We start from the raw sequence: 22,009 nt of genomic DNA, 5'->3' as shown, positions 1-22,009 counted from the left end.
AACTCATCCCATGCTGTTCGGCTCGCTTCTTCTTAGCTGCCGCGACGAGTCCTCGACTTCGAACTAATTCAGTCTCAGGCCTTCCTCGTCGCGGTGTTTGTGTTTGGCTGAGCGAACGTTACGAAGAAGGAACTTACGTCATGAAGAACACGCAACAGCCCTCTGGTATGCCGATCCACCGCTACCGCCCGTACGACGAGATCATTCCGGTCGAACTGCCTGACCGTACGTGGCCCACCAAGAAGATCACCGAGGCACCCCGCTGGTGCGCAGTCGATCTCCGCGACGGCAACCAGGCCCTCATCGATCCGATGAGCCCGGAGCGCAAGCGCGTCATGTTCGATCTGCTCGTGCAGATGGGCTACAAGGAGATCGAGGTCGGCTTCCCGTCCGCGAGCCAGACAGACTTCGACTTCGTGCGTCAGCTCATTGAAGAGGACGCGATCCCCGACGACGTGACGATCCAGGTCCTCACCCAGGCGCGCGAGCACCTCATCACGCGCACCTATGAGTCGCTCATCGGCGCGAAGCAGGCGATCGTGCACCTCTACAACTCAACGTCGATCCTGCAGCGCGACGTTGTCTTCCGGTCTGACCGCGAGGGCATTAAGCAGATGGCTATTGACGGCGCGAAGCTCTGCAAGGCCGCCGAGCCGATCGCCGCCGGCACCGAAATCTTCTACGAATACTCGCCCGAGTCGTACACCGGCACCGAGCTTGAGTATGCCGTCGAGGTCTGCAATGCAGTGCTCGAGGTATTCGAGCCGACGCCCGAGCGCAAGGTCATCATCAACCTGCCCTCGACCGTCGAAATGGCGACGCCCAACGTCTACGCCGACTCCATCGAGTGGATGGGGCGTCACCTCAACCACCGCGAGAACATCATCATCTCGCTGCACCCGCACAACGACCGCGGAACAGCGGTCGCAGCCGCCGAGCTCGGCTACATGGCAGGTGCAGACCGCATCGAAGGCTGCCTCTTCGGCAACGGCGAGCGCACCGGAAACGTCGACCTCGTCGCCCTCGGCATCAACATGTTCACGCAGGGCATCGATCCGATGATCGACTTCTCGCGCCTCGACGAGGTGCGCCGCACCGCCGAGTACTGCAACCAGCTGCGGGTGCCCGAGCGCAGCCCGTGGGCTGGCGACCTCGTCTACACCGCTTTCTCCGGATCGCACCAGGACGCGATCAAGAAGGGCTTCGAGCGGATGCAGGCCGACGCCGACGCCGCGGGCGTCTCGATCGACGACGTCGAATGGGCGGTTCCGTACCTGCCGGTCGACCCGAAGGATCTCGGTCGCTCGTATGAGGCCGTGATTCGCGTGAACTCGCAGTCAGGCAAGGGTGGCGTGGCCTACCTCTTGAAGACCGACCACTCGCTGGATCTGCCGCGCCGGCTGCAGATCGAGTTCAGCGCGGTCGTGCAGGGCGTCACCGATTCCGAGGGTGGTGAAGTCTCGAGCGAGGCAATCTGGAGCATCTTCCAGGACGAGTACCTCCCGTCGGCTGGCACCGATGGTGTCGAGCGCTGGGGCCGCTACGAGCTCTTCCGCACCTCGAGCGTGAGCGCCGGCGACGGCGTCACCGAGCTCACCGTCGACTACCGCGACGGCGACCAGCAGCGCGAGGAGACCTCAACGGGTAACGGCCCGGTCGACGCCTTCATCAACAACCTCAATGCCTCGGGCCACTCGGTCACGCTGTTCGACTTCGTCGAGCATGCGATGAGCGAGGGCGGCGACGCCGTCGCCGCGGCCTACGTCGATCTCGAGGTTGACGGGCAGCGCCTCTGGGGCGTCGGGATCGACCCCGACACCAGCCGCGCGACGCTCAAGGCGATCGTCTCGGCAGTCAACCGTTCGGTGCGCAACGGCGCCGCGGACAGGGAGCCGGCTGCTGCGGCGGTGTAGCGCCTGACGCCCGAGCGGGTGTGCATGCGGGGCGGGGTCAGCGGTGTGCCGCTGGCCCCGCTCTCGCGTTTCTGCCCGGAGCCCATGCCCGGAGCCCATGCCCATGCCCGACTCCTGGTCAGTGCGCGCCACTGAGCAGTCGGAAATCGCCGGAATCCGGGCGTAATCGTGGCGCGAACTGACCCCGAGTCGCCTCAGCGGGTCGGGGAGGCGGGCCGCGCGCCCCGGGCGGGGGATCCGGACGCGGCGACCAACGCTGTTCGCACATATGTTCGAAGGTGCGGTGTGGCGCGGCGAGGAAATCGAGCCGCCAGCCCTATGCTTGGCGTGTGATTGCTTCGTTACGCGGTGAGGTGTTGGCCTCAGGGGCCGGCTGGGTTGTGCTGGGTGTCGGCGGCGTCGGCATGCGGGTGGAAGTCCCGAGCGGGCGCATGTCCCAGGCGGCACCGGGGGAGCAGCTCTTCCTGCACACCTCCCTGATCGTGCGCGAGGATTCGCTGACGCTGTACGGCTTTGCGACGGAGGCCGAGCTTACGCTGTTCGGGATCCTCATCGGTGTCTCTGGCGTTGGCCCGCGCTCAGGCCTGGGCGTACTCTCTGAGCTCTCGCCGAGCGAGGTCGTGCGCGCAGTCGCCGCCGAAGACGAGAAGCCGTTCAAGAAGGTCTCGGGCATCGGCCCGAAGACGGCCAAGCTCATCACCGTCTCGCTTGCCGGGAAACTCAAGGCGATCGAGCTGCACGACCTTGATGAGGCGCCCGCCGCGATTGCCCCAGATGACGCGCTCACCGAGGGCGTAACCGAGGGGCTGCAGGGTCTTGGCTACGGCGAACACGAGGCCAGGCAAGCCGTGCTTGACGCGCGGGACGCGGGGGCTGAGATGGAGAATGCGCAGTTGCTTCGTGCCGCACTCACCCTGTTGCAGCGGGGCCGGCGATGAGCCCGGCGCTGAGCGGCGAACTGTCGCCGCAGGCGACCGCCACCGAGGTGAGCTACGAGGGCGCGCTGCGTCCAGGCTCGCTCGCGGAGTTCGTCGGCCAGGAGAAGGTGCGCGAGCAGCTCGGGCTGCTGCTCGGTGCGGCGCAGATCGAGTCGCGCACCCCAGACCATATTCTGCTTGCGGGTCCTCCCGGCCTCGGCAAGACCACCCTGTCGATGATCGTCGCGACCGAGCTGGGGGTGCCGCTGCAGCAGACGTCGGGCCCCGCGATCCAGCACGCAGGCGACCTGGCCGCTGTGCTCTCCGCGCTGACCCCGGGCGAGGTGCTCTTCATCGATGAGATTCACCGCATGGCAAGAAGCGCCGAAGAGATGCTCTACCTCGCGATGGAAGACTTCAAGGTCGACATTATGGTCGGCAAGGGTGCGGGCGCGACCTCGATCCCACTCGAGCTCTCGCCGTTCACGCTCGTTGGCGCGACGACGCGAGCCGGGCTCCTCCCGAACCCGCTCCGCGATCGCTTCGGGTTCACCGCGCACCTCGAGTACTACGCCACCGGCGAGCTCGAGGGGGTTCTCACGCGCGCAGCGGGGCTGCTCGACTTCCCGCTGGATCACGCCGGCGTCGTCGAGATCGCCGGCCGCTCGCGGGGCACCCCGCGTATCGCGAACAGGCTGCTGCGCCGCGTCCGCGACTACACGCTCGTGCACGCCAGCCAGCCGGACTCGCGTTCGGTGCGCGCGGCGCTCGCGCTCTATGACGTCGACGAGCACGGACTGGATCGGCTCGACCGCGAGGTGCTGCGGATCATTGTCGAGCGCTTTGCCGGCGGGCCCGTCGGGCTCTCGACGCTCGCAGCCTCCGTTGGTGAGGAAGCCGAGACGATCGAGGCGGTCGTCGAACCGTTTCTCATGCGCGCCGGGCTCATCGCTCGCTCTCCGCGGGGGCGGATCGCGACCGCGCAGGGCTGGGCACACCTGGGGATCGCGCCTCCCGCTGCGTAACCCGTCGGGTTCGCAGCGATCCTGCAAGTAACTGTGCCGCTGCTTGCAGGAAAGGCCGCTAGACTTGTGCGGTCCGTGCGTGTTCAAGGGCGCGCTCCACGAATTTTGAAAGGGACACCGCCTCATGGATCCGATGTCACTCGTTATGTTCGGCCTCATCGCCGTTCTTATCTTCTTCATGTTCCGCAACAGCAAGAAGCGCCAGGCGCAGATGGCTGAGATGCAGAGCAACATGCAGCCCGGCGCTGAGGTGATGCTGCAGTCAGGTATTTTCGCCACGATCATCGCTATCGATGAAGAAGAGAACCGAGTGACTGTTTCGAGCGGCAACAGCACGCTCGTCGTGCACCGCAACGCAATCGGCCAGGTTGTCACCCCCGTCGACGCACCCGTCGAGGAGAGCGAAGCAGCGACGCTCGCTCCCGACGACGATCCCGAGTTCGGCGAACGTTTCACCGCCCCCAACGACGCCCAGTCGATCACTGACGCCGCTACCGATTTCGACGGTACCCCCGCAGCTGAGAAGAGCGAAGACAAGAACTCCGACAAGGAGTAAGTAATTTCCGGTGCGCCCGCGCGCACCGTTATCTGAAAGCGAGACAGCTGTCTTGGCGAAACCATCAGTCGCGCCTGCGGTGAAGAGCGCGCGTCGCTCCCTCATCCTGTTGCTGGCCATCATTGTCGGCTTGACCGGCCTCATTACCCTGGGTGTGTTCCGCAGTGACGCCACCTGGACCCCGAAACTTGCGCTCGACCTCCAGGGCGGGACGCAGATCCTGCTCGCAGCGAACCAGAACGACGGCAAGGCCGTCACCGGTGAGCAGCTCGACCAAGCGGTATCGATTCTCCGTCAGCGCGTGAACGCCTCGGGCGTCTCCGAGGCTGAGATCACGACGCAGGGCAACAACCACATTTCCGTGGCAATCCCCGGCAAGGTTGACGACGAGACGCTCAAGCGTATTCAGGCATCAGCCGCGCTCGACTTCCGCGGCGTCCTGCTCGAGATGCCAGCTGGGGCTGCCCCGGTGACCCCCGAGGGCGAGACCATCGAGGGCGCAGACGGCGCGGCCGCAGACGGGACCGACCCGAAGGGGGAGGCTCAGCCCGACGCGCCAGCTGACGACGCCGCCGCGCAAAAGGACTCGGCGAAGGATGCCGACGACGCCGACGCGAAGGATGACGCCGCGAAGGCCGAAGTCCCCGCCGACCTGTACCCGGATCCGCTGCCGAAGGACCCGGCGGATCAGGCGTGGCTGACCCCGGCGCTGCTTGCCGAGTTTGAGGCCTTCACCTGCACCGCTGAAACGGCGCTCGAGGTGACGAACTCACCGGCTGACAAGCCGCTCATCACCTGCGACGACACCGGCTTCATGAAGTACGTGCTCGGGCCCGTTGAGCTCACAGGTGACGTCATCACCGACGCAACCTCGCAGCAGCAGGCAATGCCGAGCGGTGGCGGCACCACCGGTCTCTGGGAAGTCGCGATCACCATGAACAAGGAGGGTGCGAAGAGCTTCGGCAAGGTCAGCACCCGCCTGTTCGGGCAGCAGCAGCCGCTCAACCAGTTCGCCTTCGTGCTCGACGGCAAGGTGATTTCCGCGCCGACGATGAACGCGCAGATCCTCGACGGACGCCCCGCGATCTCGGGCAACTTCACGAAGGAATCTTCACAGGTGCTCGCGGACCAGCTGAAGTTCGGCGCACTGCCCATCAGCTTCACCGTGCAGAGCCAGGAAGACATCTCGTCGACGCTCGGCTCGAACCAGCTGCTCGGCGGTCTCATCGCCGGTCTCATCGGCCTCGGCCTTGTTGTCATCTACTCGCTGTTCCAGTACCGACTGCTCGGCACGCTCACGATCGCCTCGCTCGGCATCGCTGCGATCCTCACCTACCTGCTGCTCACGTTCTTCTCGTGGCGTCAGGGGTACCGACTCTCGCTCGCGGGCGTCGCGGGTATCATCGTGGCGATTGGCTTCACCGCCGACTCGTTCATCGTCTACTTCGAGCGCATCCGCGACCAGCTGCGTGACGGCTTCGGCATCACCGCCGCGGTCGAGGGTGGCTGGAAGCGCGCGTTCCGCACCGTGCTTGCATCTGACGGTGTGAACCTGCTTGCCGCAGTCGTGCTGTTCGTGCTCGCCGTCGGCAACGTGAAGGGCTTCGCGTTCACGCTCGGGCTCACCACGATCGTCGACGTGATTGTCGTCGCGCTGTTCACGCACCCGATGATGACGTTGCTCGCCCGCACGAAGGTGTACAGCGGTGGTTACCGGTTCTCCGGTCTCGACCCCCGTCAGCTCGGAGCGGTCTACCAGGGGCGGATGGCATTCCGCGAGCCCGTGGTCGCAACCAAGGGCAGTGCCAAGAAGGTCGCGAAGAGTCGCGGCGAGGCAGAACGTCGCCAGACGATCGCCGAGCGCAAGGCAGCCGAGGCTGCCGGCGCAGGAAAGGAGAGCTGACATGGCTCGCTCATTCGCTGAATTTGGCAATGCGCTCTACACCGGCGAGAAGTCGATTGACTTCGTCGGTAAGCGCAAGCTCTGGTACACCATTTCGGCCGTACTGCTGCTCGTCGCGATCCTCGGGCCCTTCCTGCGCGGCGGGTTCCAGCTCGGCATCGAGTTCACTGGCGGTAGCCAGTTCCAGGTGAACGTCGGTAACAGCGCAGACCGTGACCCCACGGTCGCGCAGAACGCCGTCGAGAACGCACTGCCCGGAAGCGCCCCCCGTATCTCGGTGCTCGGCCAGAACGAGGTTCGTGTCCAGACCGAGGCTCTCGATGACGCGCAGAACAAGGCCGTCACCGAGGCGCTCGCGAAGGGCTACGGCGTCGACGCAGACGAAGTGACATACTCCTTCATCGGGCCCGTCTGGGGGCAGGACATCACGAAGCAGGCGATCATCGCGCTCGTCGTGTTTATCCTGCTCGCGGCGGTGGTGATGGCGCTGTACTTCCGAACGTGGAAGATGTCGCTGGCGGCGATGCTTGCGCTGCTGCACGACCTCATCATCACCGCGGGTATCTACGGCCTCGCTGGCTTTGAGGTTACTCCCGCGGCGATGATCGGCTTCCTCACGATTCTTGGCTACTCGCTCTACGACACCGTCGTAGTGTTCGACAAGATTCGCGAGAACACGAGCCCGGGCGAGCTCAGCGACGCCAGGACGTACGGCGAGGCCGTGAACCTTGCGGTGAACCAGACGCTCGTGCGTTCCATCAACACGTCGGTTGTGGCGCTCCTCCCGGTCGCGTCGATTCTGTTCGTCGGTGCCGGCTTCCTCGGCGCAGGTACGCTGCGCGACATCTCGCTCGCGCTGTTCATCGGTATCATCGCCGGTGCGTACTCGACGATCTTTGTCGCGTCGCCTGCGTACGCCCATCTTCGCTCCAGCGAAAAGGCGATTCAGGATCGCGACGCCAGGATCCTCCGCCAGCGTGCCAAGCAGGAAGAGGCTGCCCCCGAGGGGCAGACGGCTACCGCTTAACTCGCTGCTCACCGGAAGGGAGATGCTCGCACTCGCGGGTGTCTCCCTTTCGTTGTTTCTGCGGTGAGAGCTGTGCGAGGCCGCGAAGGCGACGCTTCGCGGGGGCGAAACGCCGTGGCGTTACGCAGCCGATTCATGGAATGCGCACACCCTGGTGTAGCGTTTGAGAAGTTGAGGAGGCTGCGGTGGTGAGTTCAGACGCGACACAGGCGAGTACGACTTCGCTGCGCCGTTTGGTGCCACGAATCTTCTCTCGCGGTGCCACACACGGTGCGATCGAAGAGGTGATGCGCACGGTTCGTGCGAACTACCCGCGAGCGGATCTCTCCGTAATTTCTCGCGCCTACGACGTCGCAGAGCGCGCGCACCGGGGCCAGAAGCGTAAGAGCGGTGAGCCCTACATCACCCACCCGATAGCGGTCTCGAAGATCCTCGCCGATCTTGGCGTCGCTCCCGTGGCAATCGCCGCCTCGCTGCTCCACGACACTGTGGAGGACACCGACTACTCGCTCGAAGAGCTTACCCGCGACTTCGGAGACGAGATCGCGATGCTCGTCGACGGCGTCACCAAGCTCGACAAGGTGAAGTACGGCGACTCGGCGCAGGCCGAGACGGTGCGCAAGATGGTCGTCGCGATGTCGCGCGATATCCGCGTGCTCGTAATCAAGCTCGCGGATCGCCTGCACAACGCGCGCACCTGGGGCTTCGTCTCGGGCGACAGCGCGAAGCGTAAGGCGCAGGAAACCCTCGAAATCTATGCGCCACTCGCGCACCGACTCGGTATTCAATCGATGAAGACCGAGCTCGAAGATCTTTCCTTCGCGGTCCTCAAGCCAAAGCTCTACGCCGAGATCGAGAACCTCGTCAAGCAGCGCAACCCGCAGCGCGACGAGCTCGTCGGCAAGGTGATCAGCTCAATCGAGACCGACCTGCGAGATTCCCGCATCAAGGGCGAGGTGACGGGGCGCCCGAAAGAGCTGTATTCGATCTACCAGAAGATGATCGTTCGCGGCCGCGACTTCGACGACATCTACGACCTGGTGGGTATTCGTGTGCTCGTGCACTCGATCCGCGACTGTTACGCGGTGCTCGGCGCGGTGCACGCCCGCTGGACCCCGATCCCCGGGCGGTTCAAGGACTACATCGCCACTCCGAAGTTCAACCTGTACCAGTCGCTGCACACGACCGTGATCGGGCCGGATGGCCGCGCGGTTGAGATCCAGATCCGCACGGTCGAGATGCACCAGCGCGCCGAGTACGGTGTCGCGGCGCACTGGAAGTACAAGCAGCGTCAACCCGGCTCCGACAAGCAGACCGCGTCGAACGACATGGCCTGGCTCGCGCACATCTCCGACTGGCAGGCAGAGACCGAGGATCCGAGCGAGTTCCTCGACGCCCTTCGCTTCGAGATCGGCGCGAAAGAGGTGTACGTCTTCACCCCGAAGGGCCGCGTGATCGGGCTCCCGGCGGGCGGCACCACCGTCGACTTCGCGTACGCCGTGCACACCGAGGTGGGTCACCGCACCATGGGCGCGCGCGTCAACGGCAGGCTCGTGCCGCTTGAGACGGCGCTGCAGAACGGTGACGTCGTCGAGGTGTTCACGTCGAAGGACCCGAACTCGGGCCCGAACAAGTCGTGGCTGAACTTCGTGAAGAGCAAGCGGGCGCAGAACAAGATCCGCCAGTGGTTCACGAAGGAGCGGCGCGAAGAGGCCGCCGAGACCGGCAAGCAGGAGCTCACCAAGGCGCTGCGTCGGCAGAGCCTCCCGCTGCATCAGGTGATGAACTCTGAGGCGCTGCAGCAGGTCGCGCTCCAGCTCAACCACGCCGACGTCACTACGCTGTACGCGGCGATCGGTGAGGGCAACGTCTCTGCCCAGTCAGTTGTCGAGAAGGTCGCCGGCCTGATGTTCGACGATCAGGCATCGACCGAGCCCGCAACGCTCAGCGTGCCGCTCGCGGACACGCCCCGGGCCCAGGCGTCGCGGGCGACGTCGAGCGGTGTCGTGGTGAAGGGCGCAAGCGATGTGCTCGCAAAGCTAGCGAAGTGCTGCACCCCGGTGCCCGGCGACGACATCCGCGGCTTCGTCACCAAGGGCCAGGGCGTGAGCGTGCACCGCACCGACTGCCACAACTTCAAGAACCTGCAGACTCAGCAGGAGCGCGTCGTCGAGGTCGAGTGGGCGCCGACGCCTAAGAGCGTGTTCTTGGTGCAGATTCAGGTGGAGGCGCTTGACCGCTCCGGGCTGCTCTCAGACGTCACCAGGACGCTCTCAGAGCATCATGTGAACATCCTCTCGGCTTCGGTGAACACTTCGACGTCGCGGCTGGCGATCAGCCGCTTCCTCTTCGAGATGGCGAACGCCACGCACCTCGATCACGTGCTGAACGCTGTGCGCCGCATTGACGGCGTCTACGACGTCTACCGGCTGACCAGCTAGGGCGGGCGGTGCGGTGCTCTGCGCCTGCGGTGGCACTCTGCGATCCTCTCTGCCCCGATTAATCCAAACCGACCCTTTCGACGGCCGAGAACGCGGCGGAATGGATTAATCGGGGGCCTTGAGATGCAGGTGCTGCGGCCTCGAGGCTCGTTGCGCGCTGGCGGGGCTGCCGCGAGCGTTTCGCGCCCTCGCCTTTACGCAGGCGGGTCCGGGCGGAGCTCATTTCGAAGCTCCCGCGGCCGGGGGCATGCCGCGGACGCAGCGGCCTTGCTGGAAGTGCTCACCGTGTTCGGCCACGTCACGACGCTTGCTGATGTCTCGGGTGTATATCCCGGGTCCCTTCGGGAGCCCACCTGGCATTCTGCCCGACCGTATTGATCCAGACCTAGCCTTGCACGGATCGAAAACGGGTAGGAATGGATTATTCGGGGGCTTCTCCGTGGTTGGCAACGGTGTGCTGGTGCTTCGTGCGAGCGCAGGAGACCGCTGGGAACAGCAACGCGCGCAAGCTGCGTACCGGCCGGGGAGCGCCTGGAGGTGCTCCGGCCCGGCGCACACTGCCTTCAGCGCGGGCGCGGAGCGCCGTGTCAGCAGGCGACCCTGCGTCAGCACGCAGCTGCGGGTCGGCGCTCTGCGCCGAGTTCGGCGATCCTCTCCGATCCTATTTTTCCTTGGTGACGGCTGTTGGGGGTGTGCAAGGGGCGCAAAGGATAAAACGGGGTGGAGAGGATACGGGCGCGCGTCACGCAGGGGCGAGGCGGCGCGCGATTCGGGCGCGGTCAGCCCTGCTAGCCCGCTCAGCGCGGTCGAATAGACGCCGCCGGGCCCCGGGCTCGGAGAGCAGCAGCAGCCGCACAGCGACGAGGCGGGCTCCCTCGAGCGGTGCCGTGGAGCGGAGCAGGTCGTAGGCTGTCCGAAGACGAGTCGTCACCGCGTAGCCCGCAATCTCGACGACGTCACCCGGGGCGAGCCGGTAGTTGCTGATGTGCACCTCGAACTCGGAATTGCTCAGTTCAAAGCGGGCTGGCGCACGGCCGCGTCGCGTGAGCAGCCGCAGCGGTGCGCCTGGGGAGTGGCGCACGCCCCAGATCCAGGCGGCGGTGTCCTCAATCGCGGCGTATCGCTCCGACAGCACGCTGGCGATTGCCGTGCAGCGGGCGGTGGCGTTATCCGGCCAGGAGACGGGACGATACCCCGGCCCGCAGCGCACGAGCGTTCCGGTGAGCAGCGCGGCGGAACGAAGCGCCGGTGGCCAGTGGTCGACTCGCGGCGGGGCCGGGGGAGTCATGCACGTTCCCGAGAGTTCATGCAGACAGCATTACTGCCCCGGCCAGCGAATGCTAGACCGGGGCAGTAATGTGTGGATAACTAGTCGCCGAGTGCCGCGAGCCACGACTGCTGTGTGGCAAGCTTCTCTTCTGCGGCGGCCTTCGACTTCGCGTCCTTGGCTCCGGCGATCTCTGCCTCGAGCTCGGCGATCGACTCTTCGAGCTGGCCGCGGAGGCCTTCGCTGCGAGCCTTCGTCTCAGGGTTGGTCTTGCGCCAGTGCTCGTCTTCGAGGCCCTTGACGTGGTCCTCGATGCGGCGGAGTGCGCCCTCGGTGTCGCGGAGCGACTCGCGCGGTACGCGACCGACCTCGTCCCAGCGCAGCTGGATCGCGGTCAGCTGCTTGCGCGCTGCCGGGGGATCGGTGATCTCAAGGATCGGCTTGGCGTCCTCGAGGATCGCCTGCTTCGCGACCAGGTTCTCCTGGTACTCCTCGTTGGTCTGCGCGACCTCTTCGGCCTTCGCCTGGTAGAGCACGTCGCCTGCGGCCTTGAAACGGGCCCAGAGCTGGTCGTCGAGCTTGCGGCTCGCGCGGCCAGCCTGCTTCCACTCGTCGAGCAGGTTGCGGTACGACGGGATCCCGTCGAGCCCGCGGTCGGCGAGCGCCTCGGCCGAAGCGATGAGCTTCTCCTTGCGCGACTTCACGTCTTTGTTGTTTGCATCCATCTGCGAGAAGTGTGCCCGGCGAGCGGTGTCGAAGCTCTGGCGAGCAGCACGGAAACGCTTCCACATGGCGTCGGCCTGCGGCTTCGGAACGTGCGGGCCCGAGCGCTGTGCGGTCTGCCAGTCGGTGAACAGGCGCTCGAAGGCCGCGCTCGTGTCCTTCCAACGGATCGATGCCTCGGGCTGTGCGGCGAGCTGCTCGGCCTCAGCGACGATGGCCTCGCGCTTGGCGGCGGCCTCCTCGCGTGCTGCTTCGCGCTCCTGCTGCTGCTGCTCGCCGAATGCGGCAGCCTTCTCGGCCAGCTTCGCGACACGGCCGCGAAGCGCATCGATGTTGCCGACTGCGGCGGGCTCGACCAGCTGCTCCTGCAGCTTGGTGACGGTACCCGCCACCGACGCGTCCGCGGTTCCGCGGGCGATTCGCGCCTCAAGCAGCGTCACCGCTCCCGCGAGGTCTGCGAACTTTCGTTCGAAGTAGGCGAGTGCTTCTTCCGGGGTGCCGTCGGGGAAGGAACCGACAGCGCGTTCACCCTCGCCCTCTCGTACGTACACCGTACGATCTTCGTCGACCCTGCCCCAGGGCATCTCGTTTGTCGCTTCACTCACCGTGTTGCTCACCTGTCGTGTGGGATCGGTTAGCCCGACCGCGTTACTAGATAGACCCCTCCACTATGCCACAGCGAACCCCGCAGAGCATGATTGTCTGAGGTCCTCGGTAGCATTGGGGTGTGTCCCAGTTTCCAGGTTCGAGTGCCACGACCGCCCCGCTAGCGGTCCGCATGCGCCCGCGCTCGCTCGACGAGGTGGTCGGGCAGAAGCATTTGCTGCGCCAGGGATCACCGCTGCGAGTGATTGCGAGCGATGCAGACGGTTCTGCTGTTTCAGTGATTCTCTGGGGGCCGCCGGGCACCGGAAAAACGACGATGGCGCAAGCGATCGCGCATACGAGCGGTCGGCGTTTCGTCGAGCTATCCGCGGTAACCGCAGGCATTAAAGACGTGCGTGCCGTGATGGAGCGTGCCCTCAACGACCGTGACCTCTACGACATCGCCACGGTGTTGTTCCTTGACGAGATTCATCGGTTCACCAAAGCTCAGCAGGACGCGCTGCTGCCGGGTGTCGAAAATGGCTGGGTGACGCTGATCGCGGCAACGACCGAGAACCCATCGTTTTCAGTGATTAGTCCGCTGCTCTCGCGCTCGCTGCTGCTCACGCTCGAAGCGCTGAGCGACGCAGACATCGCCGAGCTGCTCGACCGTGCGGTGACTGATCCGCGCGGACTCGGGGGAGCCGTTGCGCTCACCGAGGAGGGGCGCGCGGCGCTCGTGCAGCTCTCGTCGGGCGACGCGCGGCGCGCGCTCACTGGACTCGAAGCCGCGGCGGGGTCGGCGCTGGCGCTCGGCGCTGAGGCTGCGGCCGAAGCCGCGGAGGATGAGGATCCTGAGCCGGCTGCCGTGCCCGAGATCACCGCCGAGCTCGTTGCGATCTCGGTGGATCGTGCACTGCTGCGCTACGACAAAGACGGCGACCAGCACTATGACGTGGTGAGCGCCTTCATTAAGTCGATGCGGGGGTCAGACCCGGATGCGGCGATCCACTATCTCGCCCGAATGATCGAGGCGGGGGAGGATCCGCGCTTCATCGCCCGACGGCTGATGGTGCACGCGGCAGAAGACGTGGGTCTCGCCGACCCGCAGGCCCTCACGATCGCGGTCGCTGCGGCGCAGGCCACGCAGCTCATCGGGCTCCCAGAGGCCCGCATTCCGCTCGCGGAGGCGACGATCTACATCGCGACCGCCCCGAAGTCGAACGCGGTGATCTCGGCAATCGACGCTGCGATCGCTGACGTGAAGGCCGGGCGATTCGGCGCGGTCCCGAAGCCCTTGCGCGACGCGCACTACCCCGGTGCGAAGAAACTCGGCCACGGCAAGGGCTACCGCTACCCGCACTCCGACCCGCGCGGCGTGGTACGGCAGCAGTATCTCCCCGACGAAATCGTCGATGCCAAGTATTACCAGCCGACAACACACGGCAACGAGCGCGAAATCTCGGAGCGACTCGAGAAGATCCGCCGAATCAGCCGAGGGGAGTAGCGGCGTGGCCCGCGCGACACGCGCCGCGATCCTCTGCTAAGCTATTCGTTGGCCAACATGGCTCCCACGGCAGGCTGCAGTGGGAAGCATATGGCAGGCACCCTGTAGCCGGGTTTCTGCAACGGTCGTTCCCTCACCGAAACCGGTTTGTTGTGTCGCGTGCATTGCGAGCGAAAGCTTGTGAATGCGGGCACAGCGTGGCCGAGAGAACAATACGGACAGCGCATTCGCGCTGATCTGTCAGAAACCCGAAAGGATACCCGTGTCGACTACGTCACGTACCCGCTCGCAGACGCGCCTGTCGCGCTCGCTGGGCCTCGCCCTCACCCCGAAGGCAGCTCGCTACCTCGAGAAGCGCCCCTACGGCCCCGGCCAGCACGGCCGCACCAAGCGTAAGAGCGACAGCGACTACGCGGTTCGCCTGCGTGAGAAGCAGCGTCTTCGCGCCCAGTACGGCATCCGCGAGAAGCAGCTCGTTATCACCTTCAACGAGGCACGTCGCCAGGACGGCCTGACCGGTGAGAACCTCGTCGAGCTCCTCGAGATGCGTCTCGACGCACTCGTGCTGCGTGCAGGCTTCGCCCGCACCACCGCACAGGCTCGTCAGCTCATCGTGCACCGCCACATCCTCGTTGACGGCAAGCTCGTCGACCGTCCCTCCTTCCGCGTGAAGCCGGGACAGCTCATCCACGTCAAGGAGCGCTCGGAAGCTCTCGAGCCGTTCCAGGTTGCAGCTGCAGGCGGCCACGCCGAGGTGCTCCCGAACGTTCCGGGCTACCTCGAGGTCGCACTCGACAAGCTCGAGGCGCGCCTGCTGCGTCGCCCGAAGCGCGCTGAGGTCCCCGTGACCTGTGAAGTGCAGCTCGTCGTCGAGTTCTACTCGGGCCGCTAAGCCAAAACTTTTGAGGGCGCTGGGATCCACACGGAATCCAGCGCCCTCAAGCATTTCCGGCATGCGTTACCGGTTAAGCTTGACGGGTATAGTTCCGCGGCGCGCATCGTGTCGCCGCGAGACCGCAGGAGGGTGGAACACGTGCGGAAGCTAATGTTGTTCGTATTCGGAGTAGGCACCGGCTTTGTCGCCGCCCACTTTGTCAACCAGAGCCCCGGTGGGCACCGCTTTTTTGAGCGTGTGAACCGCGGCATCGCCGAACTCGCGAACGCCTACTCGAGCGGCTACGAGGCTGCCGAGCGCGAGCAGTTCGACGAAGACCTTGAGCGCACGCTCAAGGGCCTCGACCACAAGGGCAATTAACTCGGCCTCGACCGAGACTCACTGAATTTCTGCGCCGGCCCGTCGCGGCCTGCGCTGAAGCACCACGAAGGAACGAAGCACCGCACATGCAGACCGCCGAGATTCAACGCCGCTGGCTGAACTTTTTCGAGCAGCGAGGTCACACGGTTGTGCCCTCGGCGTCGCTCGTCAGCGACGACCCGAGCCTGATGTTCACGGTCGCCGGCATGGTGCCGTTTGTGCCCTACCTCTCTGGCCTCGTGCCTGCCCCGTACGACCGGGCGACGAGCGTGCAGAAGTGCATCCGCACGAACGACATCGAAGAGGTCGGCAAGACGCCGCGCCACGGCACCTTCTTCCAGATGTGCGGCAACTTCTCCTTCGGCGATTACTTCAAGAAGGGCGCGATTCAGTTCGCGTGGGAGCTGCTCACCACGAGCGAGGCCGACGGCGGACTCGGCTTCTCGCCCGATGATCTCTGGGTGACGGTGTACGAGGAAGACGAGGAGGCGCTGAACCTCTGGCTCGAGCACTCCTCACTCCCGCTTGAGCGCATCCAGAAGCTCGGCAAGGACACGAACTACTGGTCCACCGGCCAGCCCGGCCCCGCCGGCCCCTGCTCGGAGATCTTCTTCGACCAGGGCCCCGCCTTTGGCCCCGACGGCGGCCCGGCAACCGATCACGACAGGTACGTCGAGATCTGGAACCTCGTGTTCATGCAGTACCAGATCGCCGACGTGAAGTCGAAGCTCGACTTCACGATTGTGGGCGACCTCCCGAAGCAGAACATCGACACCGGCATGGGCCTCGAACGCGTCGCGTTCATCAAGCAGGGCGTGCAGAACATGTACGAGATCGACCAGGTGCGCCCGGTCCTCGACCGTGCTGCCGAGCTCGCGGGGAAGACCTACGGTGCCGAGCTCGACGACGACGTGCGCCTGCGCGTCATTGCCGACCACGTGCGCAGTGGCCTCATGCTCATCGCCGACGGCGTGACGCCGTCGAACGAGGGCCGCGGCTACATCTTGCGCCGCCTGCTGCGCCGAGTCACCCTGTCGATGCGGCTGCTCGGTGTCGAGGGCCCGAGCTTTGCTGAGCTGTTCCCGGTGTCGCGCGACGCGATGAAGTCGGCCTACCCGGCCGTTGATGAGAGCTTCGATTTCATCTCGCGCGTTGCGTACGCCGAGGAGAAGACGTTCTTGCGGACGCTCGCGAGCGGGATCCAGATCCTCGACACAGCGATTGAAACCGCCATCGAATCGGCGAAGGCCGACACGAAGGGCGCTGGCAGCACCGCGAGCGTCGACGGCGACACCGCCTTCCTGCTGCACGACACCCACGGCTTCCCGGTCGAGCTCACGCTCGAGATCGCGGAAGAGGCCGGTGTGACGGTGGATCGCGAGGTCTTCGCGACCCTCATGCAGGAGCAGCGCGACCGCGCCAAGGCAGACGCAAAGGCGAAGCGCGGCCAGCAGGCTGACCTCGCCGTCTACAAGGAGCTGCGCGGGCTCGGTGAGACCGCGTTCGTGGGGTACGACGAGCTCATCCACGAGAGCCGCGTGCTCGGCATTGTGGTTGACGGTGCTCCCGCGTCTGAGGCGCGAGAGGGTCAGATTGCCGAGCTCGTGCTCGCAGAGACCTCGCTGTTCGCGGAATCGGGCGGTCAGGACTCGGATAACGGTGTCATCGTCGGCGACGGCTTCGAAGCCGAGGTGCTCGACGTGCAAAAGCCGGTGCCCGGCCTCATCGTGCACACGGTCAAGGTCACGGTCGGCGTCATCGGCGTTGATGCGCGTGCGGAAACCCGCGTCGACGCCGAATACCGCCGGGGTGCCACGCAGGCGCACTCGGCGACGCATATCGTGCATGCGGCGCTCCGCGACGTGCTCGGCCCGAACGCGCACCAGGCAGGCTCGTACAACAAGGCCGGCTACATGCGCCTCGACTTCACGCACTCGGAGGCCCTGAGTAGCGAGACGAAGAGCGAGATCGAGGAGATCTCGAACCTCGCGATCCGCTCAAACTACGGCGTGGTCACCCGCGAGATGGGCCTCGACGAGGCAAAGGCGATGGGCGCGATGGCGCTCTTCGGTGAGAAGTACGGCGAGCGCGTGCGCGTCGTCGACATCGGCGGCGAGTGGTCGCGCGAACTCTGTGCCGGCACCCACGTCGCGACCGCGGCCGAGGTTGGCATGATCAACCTCGTGTCCGAGAGCTCAGTCGGATCGACGAACCGCCGTGTCGAGTCGCTCGTGGGCCTCGAGGCCTTCCAGAGCTTCGCCGCTGAGCGTTCGATCGTGCAGCAGCTCGCAGGTGGCCTCCGGGTGCCGCGCACCGAGGTTGTCGCACGGGTTGAGGATCTCAACGCGCAGCTGCGCGCCGCCGAGAAGAAAATTGCAGCGCTTGAGGCAGCAAAACTCGCAGAGCGCGTTCCCGCGCTGCTGGCCGCGGCCGAACGCGTTGGATCGGTGCAGCTCGTCTCCGCCGACCTCGGCACGGTTGGCTCGCCCGACGACCTGCGCGGCCTCGTCACCCAGCTTCGTGAGAAGCTCGGCAGCGAGCCCGGCGTTGTGATGCTCGCGGGAACGGTTGCGGGTGACGGCGCGGGTAAGCCCGTGGTCATCGCGGCAACCACCGCGGGAGCGCGCGAGATTGGCATCAAGGCAGGCGACCTCGCCAAGCGCGGAGCCCAGGTGCTCGGCGGCGGCGGCGGCGGCAAGCCCGATCTCGCGCAGGGCGGTGGTACCGATCCTGCACAGATCTCGGCCGCGCTCGCCGAGATGCGGCGCTCGATCGAGGCGTAAGCGGTGCGCACAGGGGTACGCCTCGGGATCGACGTCGGTAAGGCTCGCATCGGGGTCGCCCGGAGCGACCTGCACGGCATGCTCGCGACGCCGGTCGAGACCGTGAAGCGCGAGCTCGAGAGCGGAATCGACCTCGACCGACTTGCCGCAATCGCTCGCGAACTTGAGGCTTTCGAGGTTATCGTTGGGCTACCGCTGAACCTGCGAGGCGAGCGGACGCTCTCAACCGAGGACGCCCAGAGCTTCGCAGAGCAGCTTGCCGCGCGGCTCGATGGTGTCGCCGAGGTGCGGCTCGTTGACGAGCGACTGTCGACGGTCTCGGCGCAGGGCCAGCTTCGGCAGGCCGGACGCAAAACGAAGGAAAGTCGAGGGGTGATCGACCAGGCAGCAGCGGTCGTCATCCTGCAGCACGCGCTCGACGTCGAGCGCAACAGACATGAGGCACCGGGCGACCTCGTGGTGCCCGCACCCGATCAACGCAGAAGCGAGGACACGCCGTGAGTGACACAGGGACCCGCCGAGGGCGACGTGCAGCGAACACACTGACCGAGGAAGAGCGGAAGACGAAGCGGCGGGGCCGTATCGTCATCTCGTCGGTGCTCGTCGTCATGCTGCTGCTGCTTGGCGGCGGCGCAGCGTACGTCTGGAGCTCATTCGGAGACCGGATCTCCCTCGCCATGGGGTGGACGACGAACGACTACGAGGGTGAGGGCCAGGGCGAAGTCCTGCTCACCATCACCGACGGGCAGATCGGCTCAGACGTAGCTGCAGCGCTCGCGGAAGCCGACGTCGTCAAAACTTCCGAGGCGTTCTACGACCTGCTGCTCAGTCAGTCAGAAGAAGTCCACTTCCAGGTCGGCACCTACCGCCTGAAGCAGCAGATGAGCGCCGAGTCCGCGCTTGCAGCGCTCACGGACGAGGCGAACCGGATGGAGCTGACGGTGATGATCCCCGAGGGCACCGCGGCCCTCGACGCTCTCGCGGTCACCGCGAGTGTCGTTGACATCCCGTTCGAGGAGTTTGAGGCGGCCGCCGCAGACCCGGCAGCGTTCGGCGTGCCCGAGCAGTTCCCATCGATCGAGGGCTTCCTGTTCCCGGCGACGTACACGTTCGAGCCGGGAGATACGGCCGAATCGATCATTCAGAAGATGGTGGATCGCATGTGGCAGGCGCTTGCCGAACACGGTGTCGCACCCGGCGATGAGTGGGAGGTGCTGACGCTCGCCGCGATGGTGCAGCGCGAGGCAGGATCGCGCCTCGAGGACTTCCCGAAGGTCGCCCGCGTGTTCCTCAACCGCATCGACAGCGGCATGCTGCTGCAGTCCGACGCGACCGTCTCGTACGGCACCGGCAACACGCACACGGTGTGGACCACCGACGAAGAGCGCGCAGACAAGTCAAACACCTACAACACCTATGCGAACCCCGGGCTGCCGGCTGGCCCGATCGGCCTTCCCGGCGATACCGCGATTGAGGCGGCGACGCATCCGGCCGATGGCCCGTGGCTCTACTTCATGCCGATCGACCTCTCGAGCGGCGAGACGGAGTTCGCCGAGACGCTCGAGGAGCACGAGCAGAACGTGCAGCGGCTTGACAAGTGGTGCACGGCTCACGCGGCCGAGGGCGGAAAGTACTGTGACTAACGCATGAGCGAAGCGCACCCGACCGACGCCGAACTGCGGCTGCCGGGAGTAGCCCAGTTGGGCGTGCTCGGCACGCCCATCGCGCACTCGAAGTCGCCCGCGATCCACGCCGCCGCCTATGGCGTGCTCGGGCTGCCGTGGAGCTACGGCCGAACCGAGCTCGATTGGCCCGAACTTGCGGGTTTCCTCGCCGGGCTCGGGCCCGAGTGGCGCGGGCTATCGCTCACGATGCCCCTGAAAGAGGAAGCGGCGAGACTTGCGACGGTGATTGACCCAGCCGCTACCGAGAGCGGTGTCGTGAACACGCTGCTCCGGCTCACCAACGACGCGTCAGGGAACGCGCAGTGGGCGGGATTCAACACGGACGTCGCTGGGCTCGCACGGCCGATCGAGCGCGCTGGCCTCGATGCAACCTCGACCGTCGTGCTCGGCGCCGGGGCGACCGCGGTGTCCGCGATCCTTGCGGCCCGCTCACTCGGTGCCGAACGCATCGCGATCGCGGCAAGACGCCCTGAGGCCGCCGCGGAACTCGCCACCAGGTTTGGCGACGGAATGTCGGCGATCTCGCTCGGTGAGGTGCCGAGCTTCGACCCGACGCTCGTGGTGTCAACGCTTCCAGGCCCCGGGGCCGAGTCAATCGATCTGCCCGAGTCGCTGCTCAGCGTGCCGCTGTTTGACGTCGCCTACGACCCGTGGCCATCGCCACTCGCGGAGCGTTGGCGCGCCGCTGGCGGCGTTGCCCATTCGGGCCTCGACATGCTCGTCGAGCAGGCGCTCGTACAGATCCGCATTTTCATGAACGGTGACCCGGACATTCCGCTCACCGACGAGGAGTCAGTGCTGGCGGCAATGCATGCCGCGAGTATGGAAAGATAGAACCTATGCTTCGTTGGCTTACCGCCGGGGAATCCCACGGCCCTGAACTTATTGCTGTCATCGAGGGTATGCCCGCAGGCGTGCCAATCTCCCTCGACGCTATCCGAGAGGACCTCGCGCGCCGAAAGCTCGGCTATGGGCGCGGGTCGCGCATGAAGTTTGAGCAGGACGCGCTCAACGTCTCGGGCGGCGTCGTGCAGGGCGTCACGATCGGTGGCCCCGTTGCGATTCGCATCGGCAACACCGAGTGGCCGAAGTGGGCCGAGGTGATGAGCCCCGAGAAGACCGAACTCTCCGAGAAGTCCCGCGGACGCGGTGCAGCGCTCACGCGCCCCCGGCCCGGCCACGCCGACCTCGTTGGCATGCAGAAGTACGGCTTTGACGAGGCCCGCCCGGTGCTCGAGCGCGCAAGCGCCCGCGAGACCGCTGCGCGAGTGGCGCTCGGCGCGGTTGCGCGGTCGTTCCTCAGCGAGCTCGGGATCCAGCTCGTCAGCCACACCGTCTCCATCGGCGACGTCGTCGCCCCGGCTGCAGCTGCGCTGCCACGGCCCGAGGACGTTGCGGCGCTCGACGCTGATCCACTCCGCTGCTTCGACACGGACACGAGCGCCCGCATGGTCGCTGAGGTCGACGACACGAAGAAGTCAGGCGACACCATCGGCGGCATCGTCGAGGTGCTCGCATACGGTCTGCCGCCAGGGCTCGGGTCGTACGTGCACTGGGACCGCAGGCTCGACTCGCGACTCGCTGGTGCCCTCATGGGCATCCAAGCCATCAAGGGCGTAGAGGTCGGCGACGGCTTCGAGACGACCCGCCGCCGCGGCTCAGAGGCGCACGACGAGCTGCACCTGCGCGACGGCGAGATCGTCCGCGACACTGGCCGCGCAGGCGGCATCGAGGGCGGCATGTCGACCGGGCAGGTGCTGCGCGTCCGCGCCGGCATGAAGCCGATCGCTACCGTGCCGCACGCGCTCCCCACCATCGACGTCGCCACGGGCGAAGAAGCAAAGGCGCACCACCAGCGCTCCGACGTCTCGGCAGTTCCTGCCGCCGGCGTGGTCGCAGAGGCGATGGTCGCCCTCGTACTTGCCGAGGCCGTCGTCGAGAAGTTCGGCGGGGACAGCCTTGCTGAAACTCGTCGCAACCTCGACAGCTATCTCGCAGCGATCCCCGAGCAGCTCGCGACCGCCCGAGAATCGTGAGCGGCGCGCGTCGGGCCGGTCGGCGAGCGGGGGCTCCCGCCGCCGCGCCAACGCCCGCGCCCACCGAGTCGGTCCAGCCGGCTGCTGCGGCATCGGCGTCAGCCGCGGAACCTGCAGCAGCCGCGGCACCTCCTCCGGCCGCGGCACCGTCCGGGGCTCCCGCTGCTGCGCCAGCAGCCACCGCAGCGTCAGAAGCCCCGGCTTCGCACGCCCCGGTTCCGGTGCCGACCGCTCCAGTGACGCTGCCGACCCAGTCTGCCTCGCGAGGCCGACGCCGGAACGCGCGGCCACAGGCCCCTGCGCGAGGGCGGACTGACTCGACGCGATCCAGCGCGCCCGCGACCGGGCAGGCAGGATCCCCTGCGCAGGAATCAGCCACACCGCGG

The 22,009-nt window shown here is 66.2% G+C and carries 17 protein-coding genes; 15 read left to right on the top strand and 2 right to left on the bottom strand.

All coding sequences use genetic code 11. The features are described from left to right. Positions 1-140 precede the first annotated feature (140 nt). The 7 genes from leuA (at position 141) to ACI1US_RS08945 (ending at position 9,782) form a co-directional block, all read left to right on the top strand. Complete coding sequence (gene leuA / locus ACI1US_RS08975) at positions 141-1,913, top strand: 2-isopropylmalate synthase (protein ID WP_416549629.1); 1,773 nt, start codon at positions 141-143, stop codon at positions 1,911-1,913. Positions 1,914-2,242: 329 nt separating this feature from the next. Next, a complete protein-coding gene (ruvA, locus tag ACI1US_RS08970) occupies positions 2,243-2,851 on the top strand; it encodes a Holliday junction branch migration protein RuvA (protein ID WP_461639822.1) in 609 nt (202 codons plus the stop codon). Beyond that, complete coding sequence (ruvB, locus tag ACI1US_RS08965) at positions 2,848-3,855, top strand: Holliday junction branch migration DNA helicase RuvB (RefSeq protein WP_416549628.1); 1,008 nt, start codon at positions 2,848-2,850, stop codon at positions 3,853-3,855. Before ruvA ends, ruvB begins: the two co-directional genes overlap by 4 nt. A 124-nt stretch (positions 3,856-3,979) precedes the next feature. Continuing rightward, the gene (gene yajC / locus ACI1US_RS08960) at positions 3,980-4,411 is read left to right on the top strand and encodes a preprotein translocase subunit YajC (RefSeq protein WP_416549627.1); all 432 of its coding nucleotides are present in this window, start codon (positions 3,980-3,982) and stop codon (positions 4,409-4,411) included. Between the two features lie 52 nt (positions 4,412-4,463). Further along, complete coding sequence (secD, locus tag ACI1US_RS08955) at positions 4,464-6,314, top strand: protein translocase subunit SecD (RefSeq protein ID WP_461639819.1); 1,851 nt, start codon at positions 4,464-4,466, stop codon at positions 6,312-6,314. A 1-nt stretch (position 6,315) separates the two neighbouring features. Continuing rightward, complete coding sequence (secF, locus tag ACI1US_RS08950; protein WP_416549625.1) at positions 6,316-7,341, top strand: protein translocase subunit SecF; 1,026 nt, start codon at positions 6,316-6,318, stop codon at positions 7,339-7,341. A gap of 236 nt (positions 7,342-7,577) precedes the next feature. Continuing rightward, the gene (locus tag ACI1US_RS08945; RefSeq protein ID WP_461639831.1) at positions 7,578-9,782 is read left to right on the top strand and encodes a RelA/SpoT family protein; all 2,205 of its coding nucleotides are present in this window, start codon (positions 7,578-7,580) and stop codon (positions 9,780-9,782) included. A gap of 742 nt (positions 9,783-10,524) precedes the next feature. Here ACI1US_RS08945 and ACI1US_RS08940 read toward each other — a convergent pair. Continuing rightward, positions 10,525-11,070: a hypothetical protein gene (locus ACI1US_RS08940; RefSeq protein WP_461639817.1), complete on the bottom strand. Its 546-nt coding sequence runs from the start codon at positions 11,068-11,070 to the stop codon at positions 10,525-10,527. A gap of 80 nt (positions 11,071-11,150) precedes the next feature. After that, a complete protein-coding gene (locus ACI1US_RS08935) occupies positions 11,151-12,377 on the bottom strand; it encodes a DUF349 domain-containing protein (protein WP_416549623.1) in 1,227 nt (408 codons plus the stop codon). Between the two features lie 173 nt (positions 12,378-12,550). Between ACI1US_RS08935 and ACI1US_RS08930 the strand changes: the two genes are divergently transcribed. The 8 genes from ACI1US_RS08930 to aroC all read left to right on the top strand — a co-directional run bounded on the left by ACI1US_RS08930 (position 12,551) and on the right by aroC (position 21,623). After that, positions 12,551-13,864 (top strand): replication-associated recombination protein A, encoded by a 1,314-nt coding sequence (locus ACI1US_RS08930; protein ID WP_416549622.1) that lies wholly within the window; start codon positions 12,551-12,553, stop codon positions 13,862-13,864. A gap of 262 nt (positions 13,865-14,126) precedes the next feature. After that, the gene (rpsD, locus tag ACI1US_RS08925; protein ID WP_416549621.1) at positions 14,127-14,756 is read left to right on the top strand and encodes a 30S ribosomal protein S4; all 630 of its coding nucleotides are present in this window, start codon (positions 14,127-14,129) and stop codon (positions 14,754-14,756) included. Between the two features lie 153 nt (positions 14,757-14,909). Next, positions 14,910-15,119 (top strand): hypothetical protein, encoded by a 210-nt coding sequence (locus ACI1US_RS08920; protein ID WP_416549620.1) that lies wholly within the window; start codon positions 14,910-14,912, stop codon positions 15,117-15,119. Between the two features lie 86 nt (positions 15,120-15,205). Then, positions 15,206-17,902 (top strand): alanine--tRNA ligase, encoded by a 2,697-nt coding sequence (gene alaS / locus ACI1US_RS08915; protein ID WP_461639814.1) that lies wholly within the window; start codon positions 15,206-15,208, stop codon positions 17,900-17,902. A gap of 3 nt (positions 17,903-17,905) precedes the next feature. Then, positions 17,906-18,403 (top strand): Holliday junction resolvase RuvX, encoded by a 498-nt coding sequence (gene ruvX / locus ACI1US_RS08910; RefSeq protein ID WP_416549617.1) that lies wholly within the window; start codon positions 17,906-17,908, stop codon positions 18,401-18,403. Next, entirely contained in the window at positions 18,400-19,545 is a 1,146-nt protein-coding gene (gene mltG / locus ACI1US_RS08905) for an endolytic transglycosylase MltG (RefSeq protein ID WP_416549616.1), read from the top strand. The genes ruvX and mltG overlap by 4 nt, the downstream gene beginning before the upstream one ends. Before the next feature lie 3 nt (positions 19,546-19,548). Beyond that, positions 19,549-20,421 (top strand): shikimate dehydrogenase family protein, encoded by an 873-nt coding sequence (locus ACI1US_RS08900; RefSeq protein WP_416549615.1) that lies wholly within the window; start codon positions 19,549-19,551, stop codon positions 20,419-20,421. A gap of 5 nt (positions 20,422-20,426) precedes the next feature. Next, on the top strand, positions 20,427-21,623 hold the full coding sequence (aroC, locus tag ACI1US_RS08895) for a chorismate synthase (protein ID WP_416549614.1): 1,197 nt from the start codon (positions 20,427-20,429) through the stop codon (positions 21,621-21,623). The last annotated feature ends 386 nt before the right edge of the window (positions 21,624-22,009 follow it).

The sequence above is a fragment of the Leucobacter sp. BZR 635 genome (assembly GCF_048061935.2).
Taxonomy (GTDB): Bacteria; Actinomycetota; Actinomycetes; order Actinomycetales; family Microbacteriaceae; genus Leucobacter.
This window is presented reverse-complemented; position numbering and strand designations above follow the sequence as displayed.

Coding starts and splice junctions, on each gene's coding strand:
- leuA (WP_416549629.1), top strand. CDS start 141: ATGAAGAACACGCAACAGCCCTCTGGTATGCCGATCCACCGCTACCGC.
- alaS (WP_461639814.1), top strand. CDS start 15,206: ATGCAGACCGCCGAGATTCAACGCCGCTGGCTGAACTTTTTCGAGCAG.
- ACI1US_RS08900 (WP_416549615.1), top strand. CDS start 19,549: ATGAGCGAAGCGCACCCGACCGACGCCGAACTGCGGCTGCCGGGAGTA.
- ACI1US_RS08930 (WP_416549622.1), top strand. CDS start 12,551: ATGCGCCCGCGCTCGCTCGACGAGGTGGTCGGGCAGAAGCATTTGCTG.
- ruvB (WP_416549628.1), top strand. CDS start 2,848: ATGAGCCCGGCGCTGAGCGGCGAACTGTCGCCGCAGGCGACCGCCACC.
- ACI1US_RS08920 (WP_416549620.1), top strand. CDS start 14,910: ATGTTGTTCGTATTCGGAGTAGGCACCGGCTTTGTCGCCGCCCACTTT.
- aroC (WP_416549614.1), top strand. CDS start 20,427: ATGCTTCGTTGGCTTACCGCCGGGGAATCCCACGGCCCTGAACTTATT.
- yajC (WP_416549627.1), top strand. CDS start 3,980: ATGGATCCGATGTCACTCGTTATGTTCGGCCTCATCGCCGTTCTTATC.
- secF (WP_416549625.1), top strand. CDS start 6,316: ATGGCTCGCTCATTCGCTGAATTTGGCAATGCGCTCTACACCGGCGAG.
- ACI1US_RS08940 (WP_461639817.1), bottom strand. CDS start 11,070: ATGACTCCCCCGGCCCCGCCGCGAGTCGACCACTGGCCACCGGCGCTT.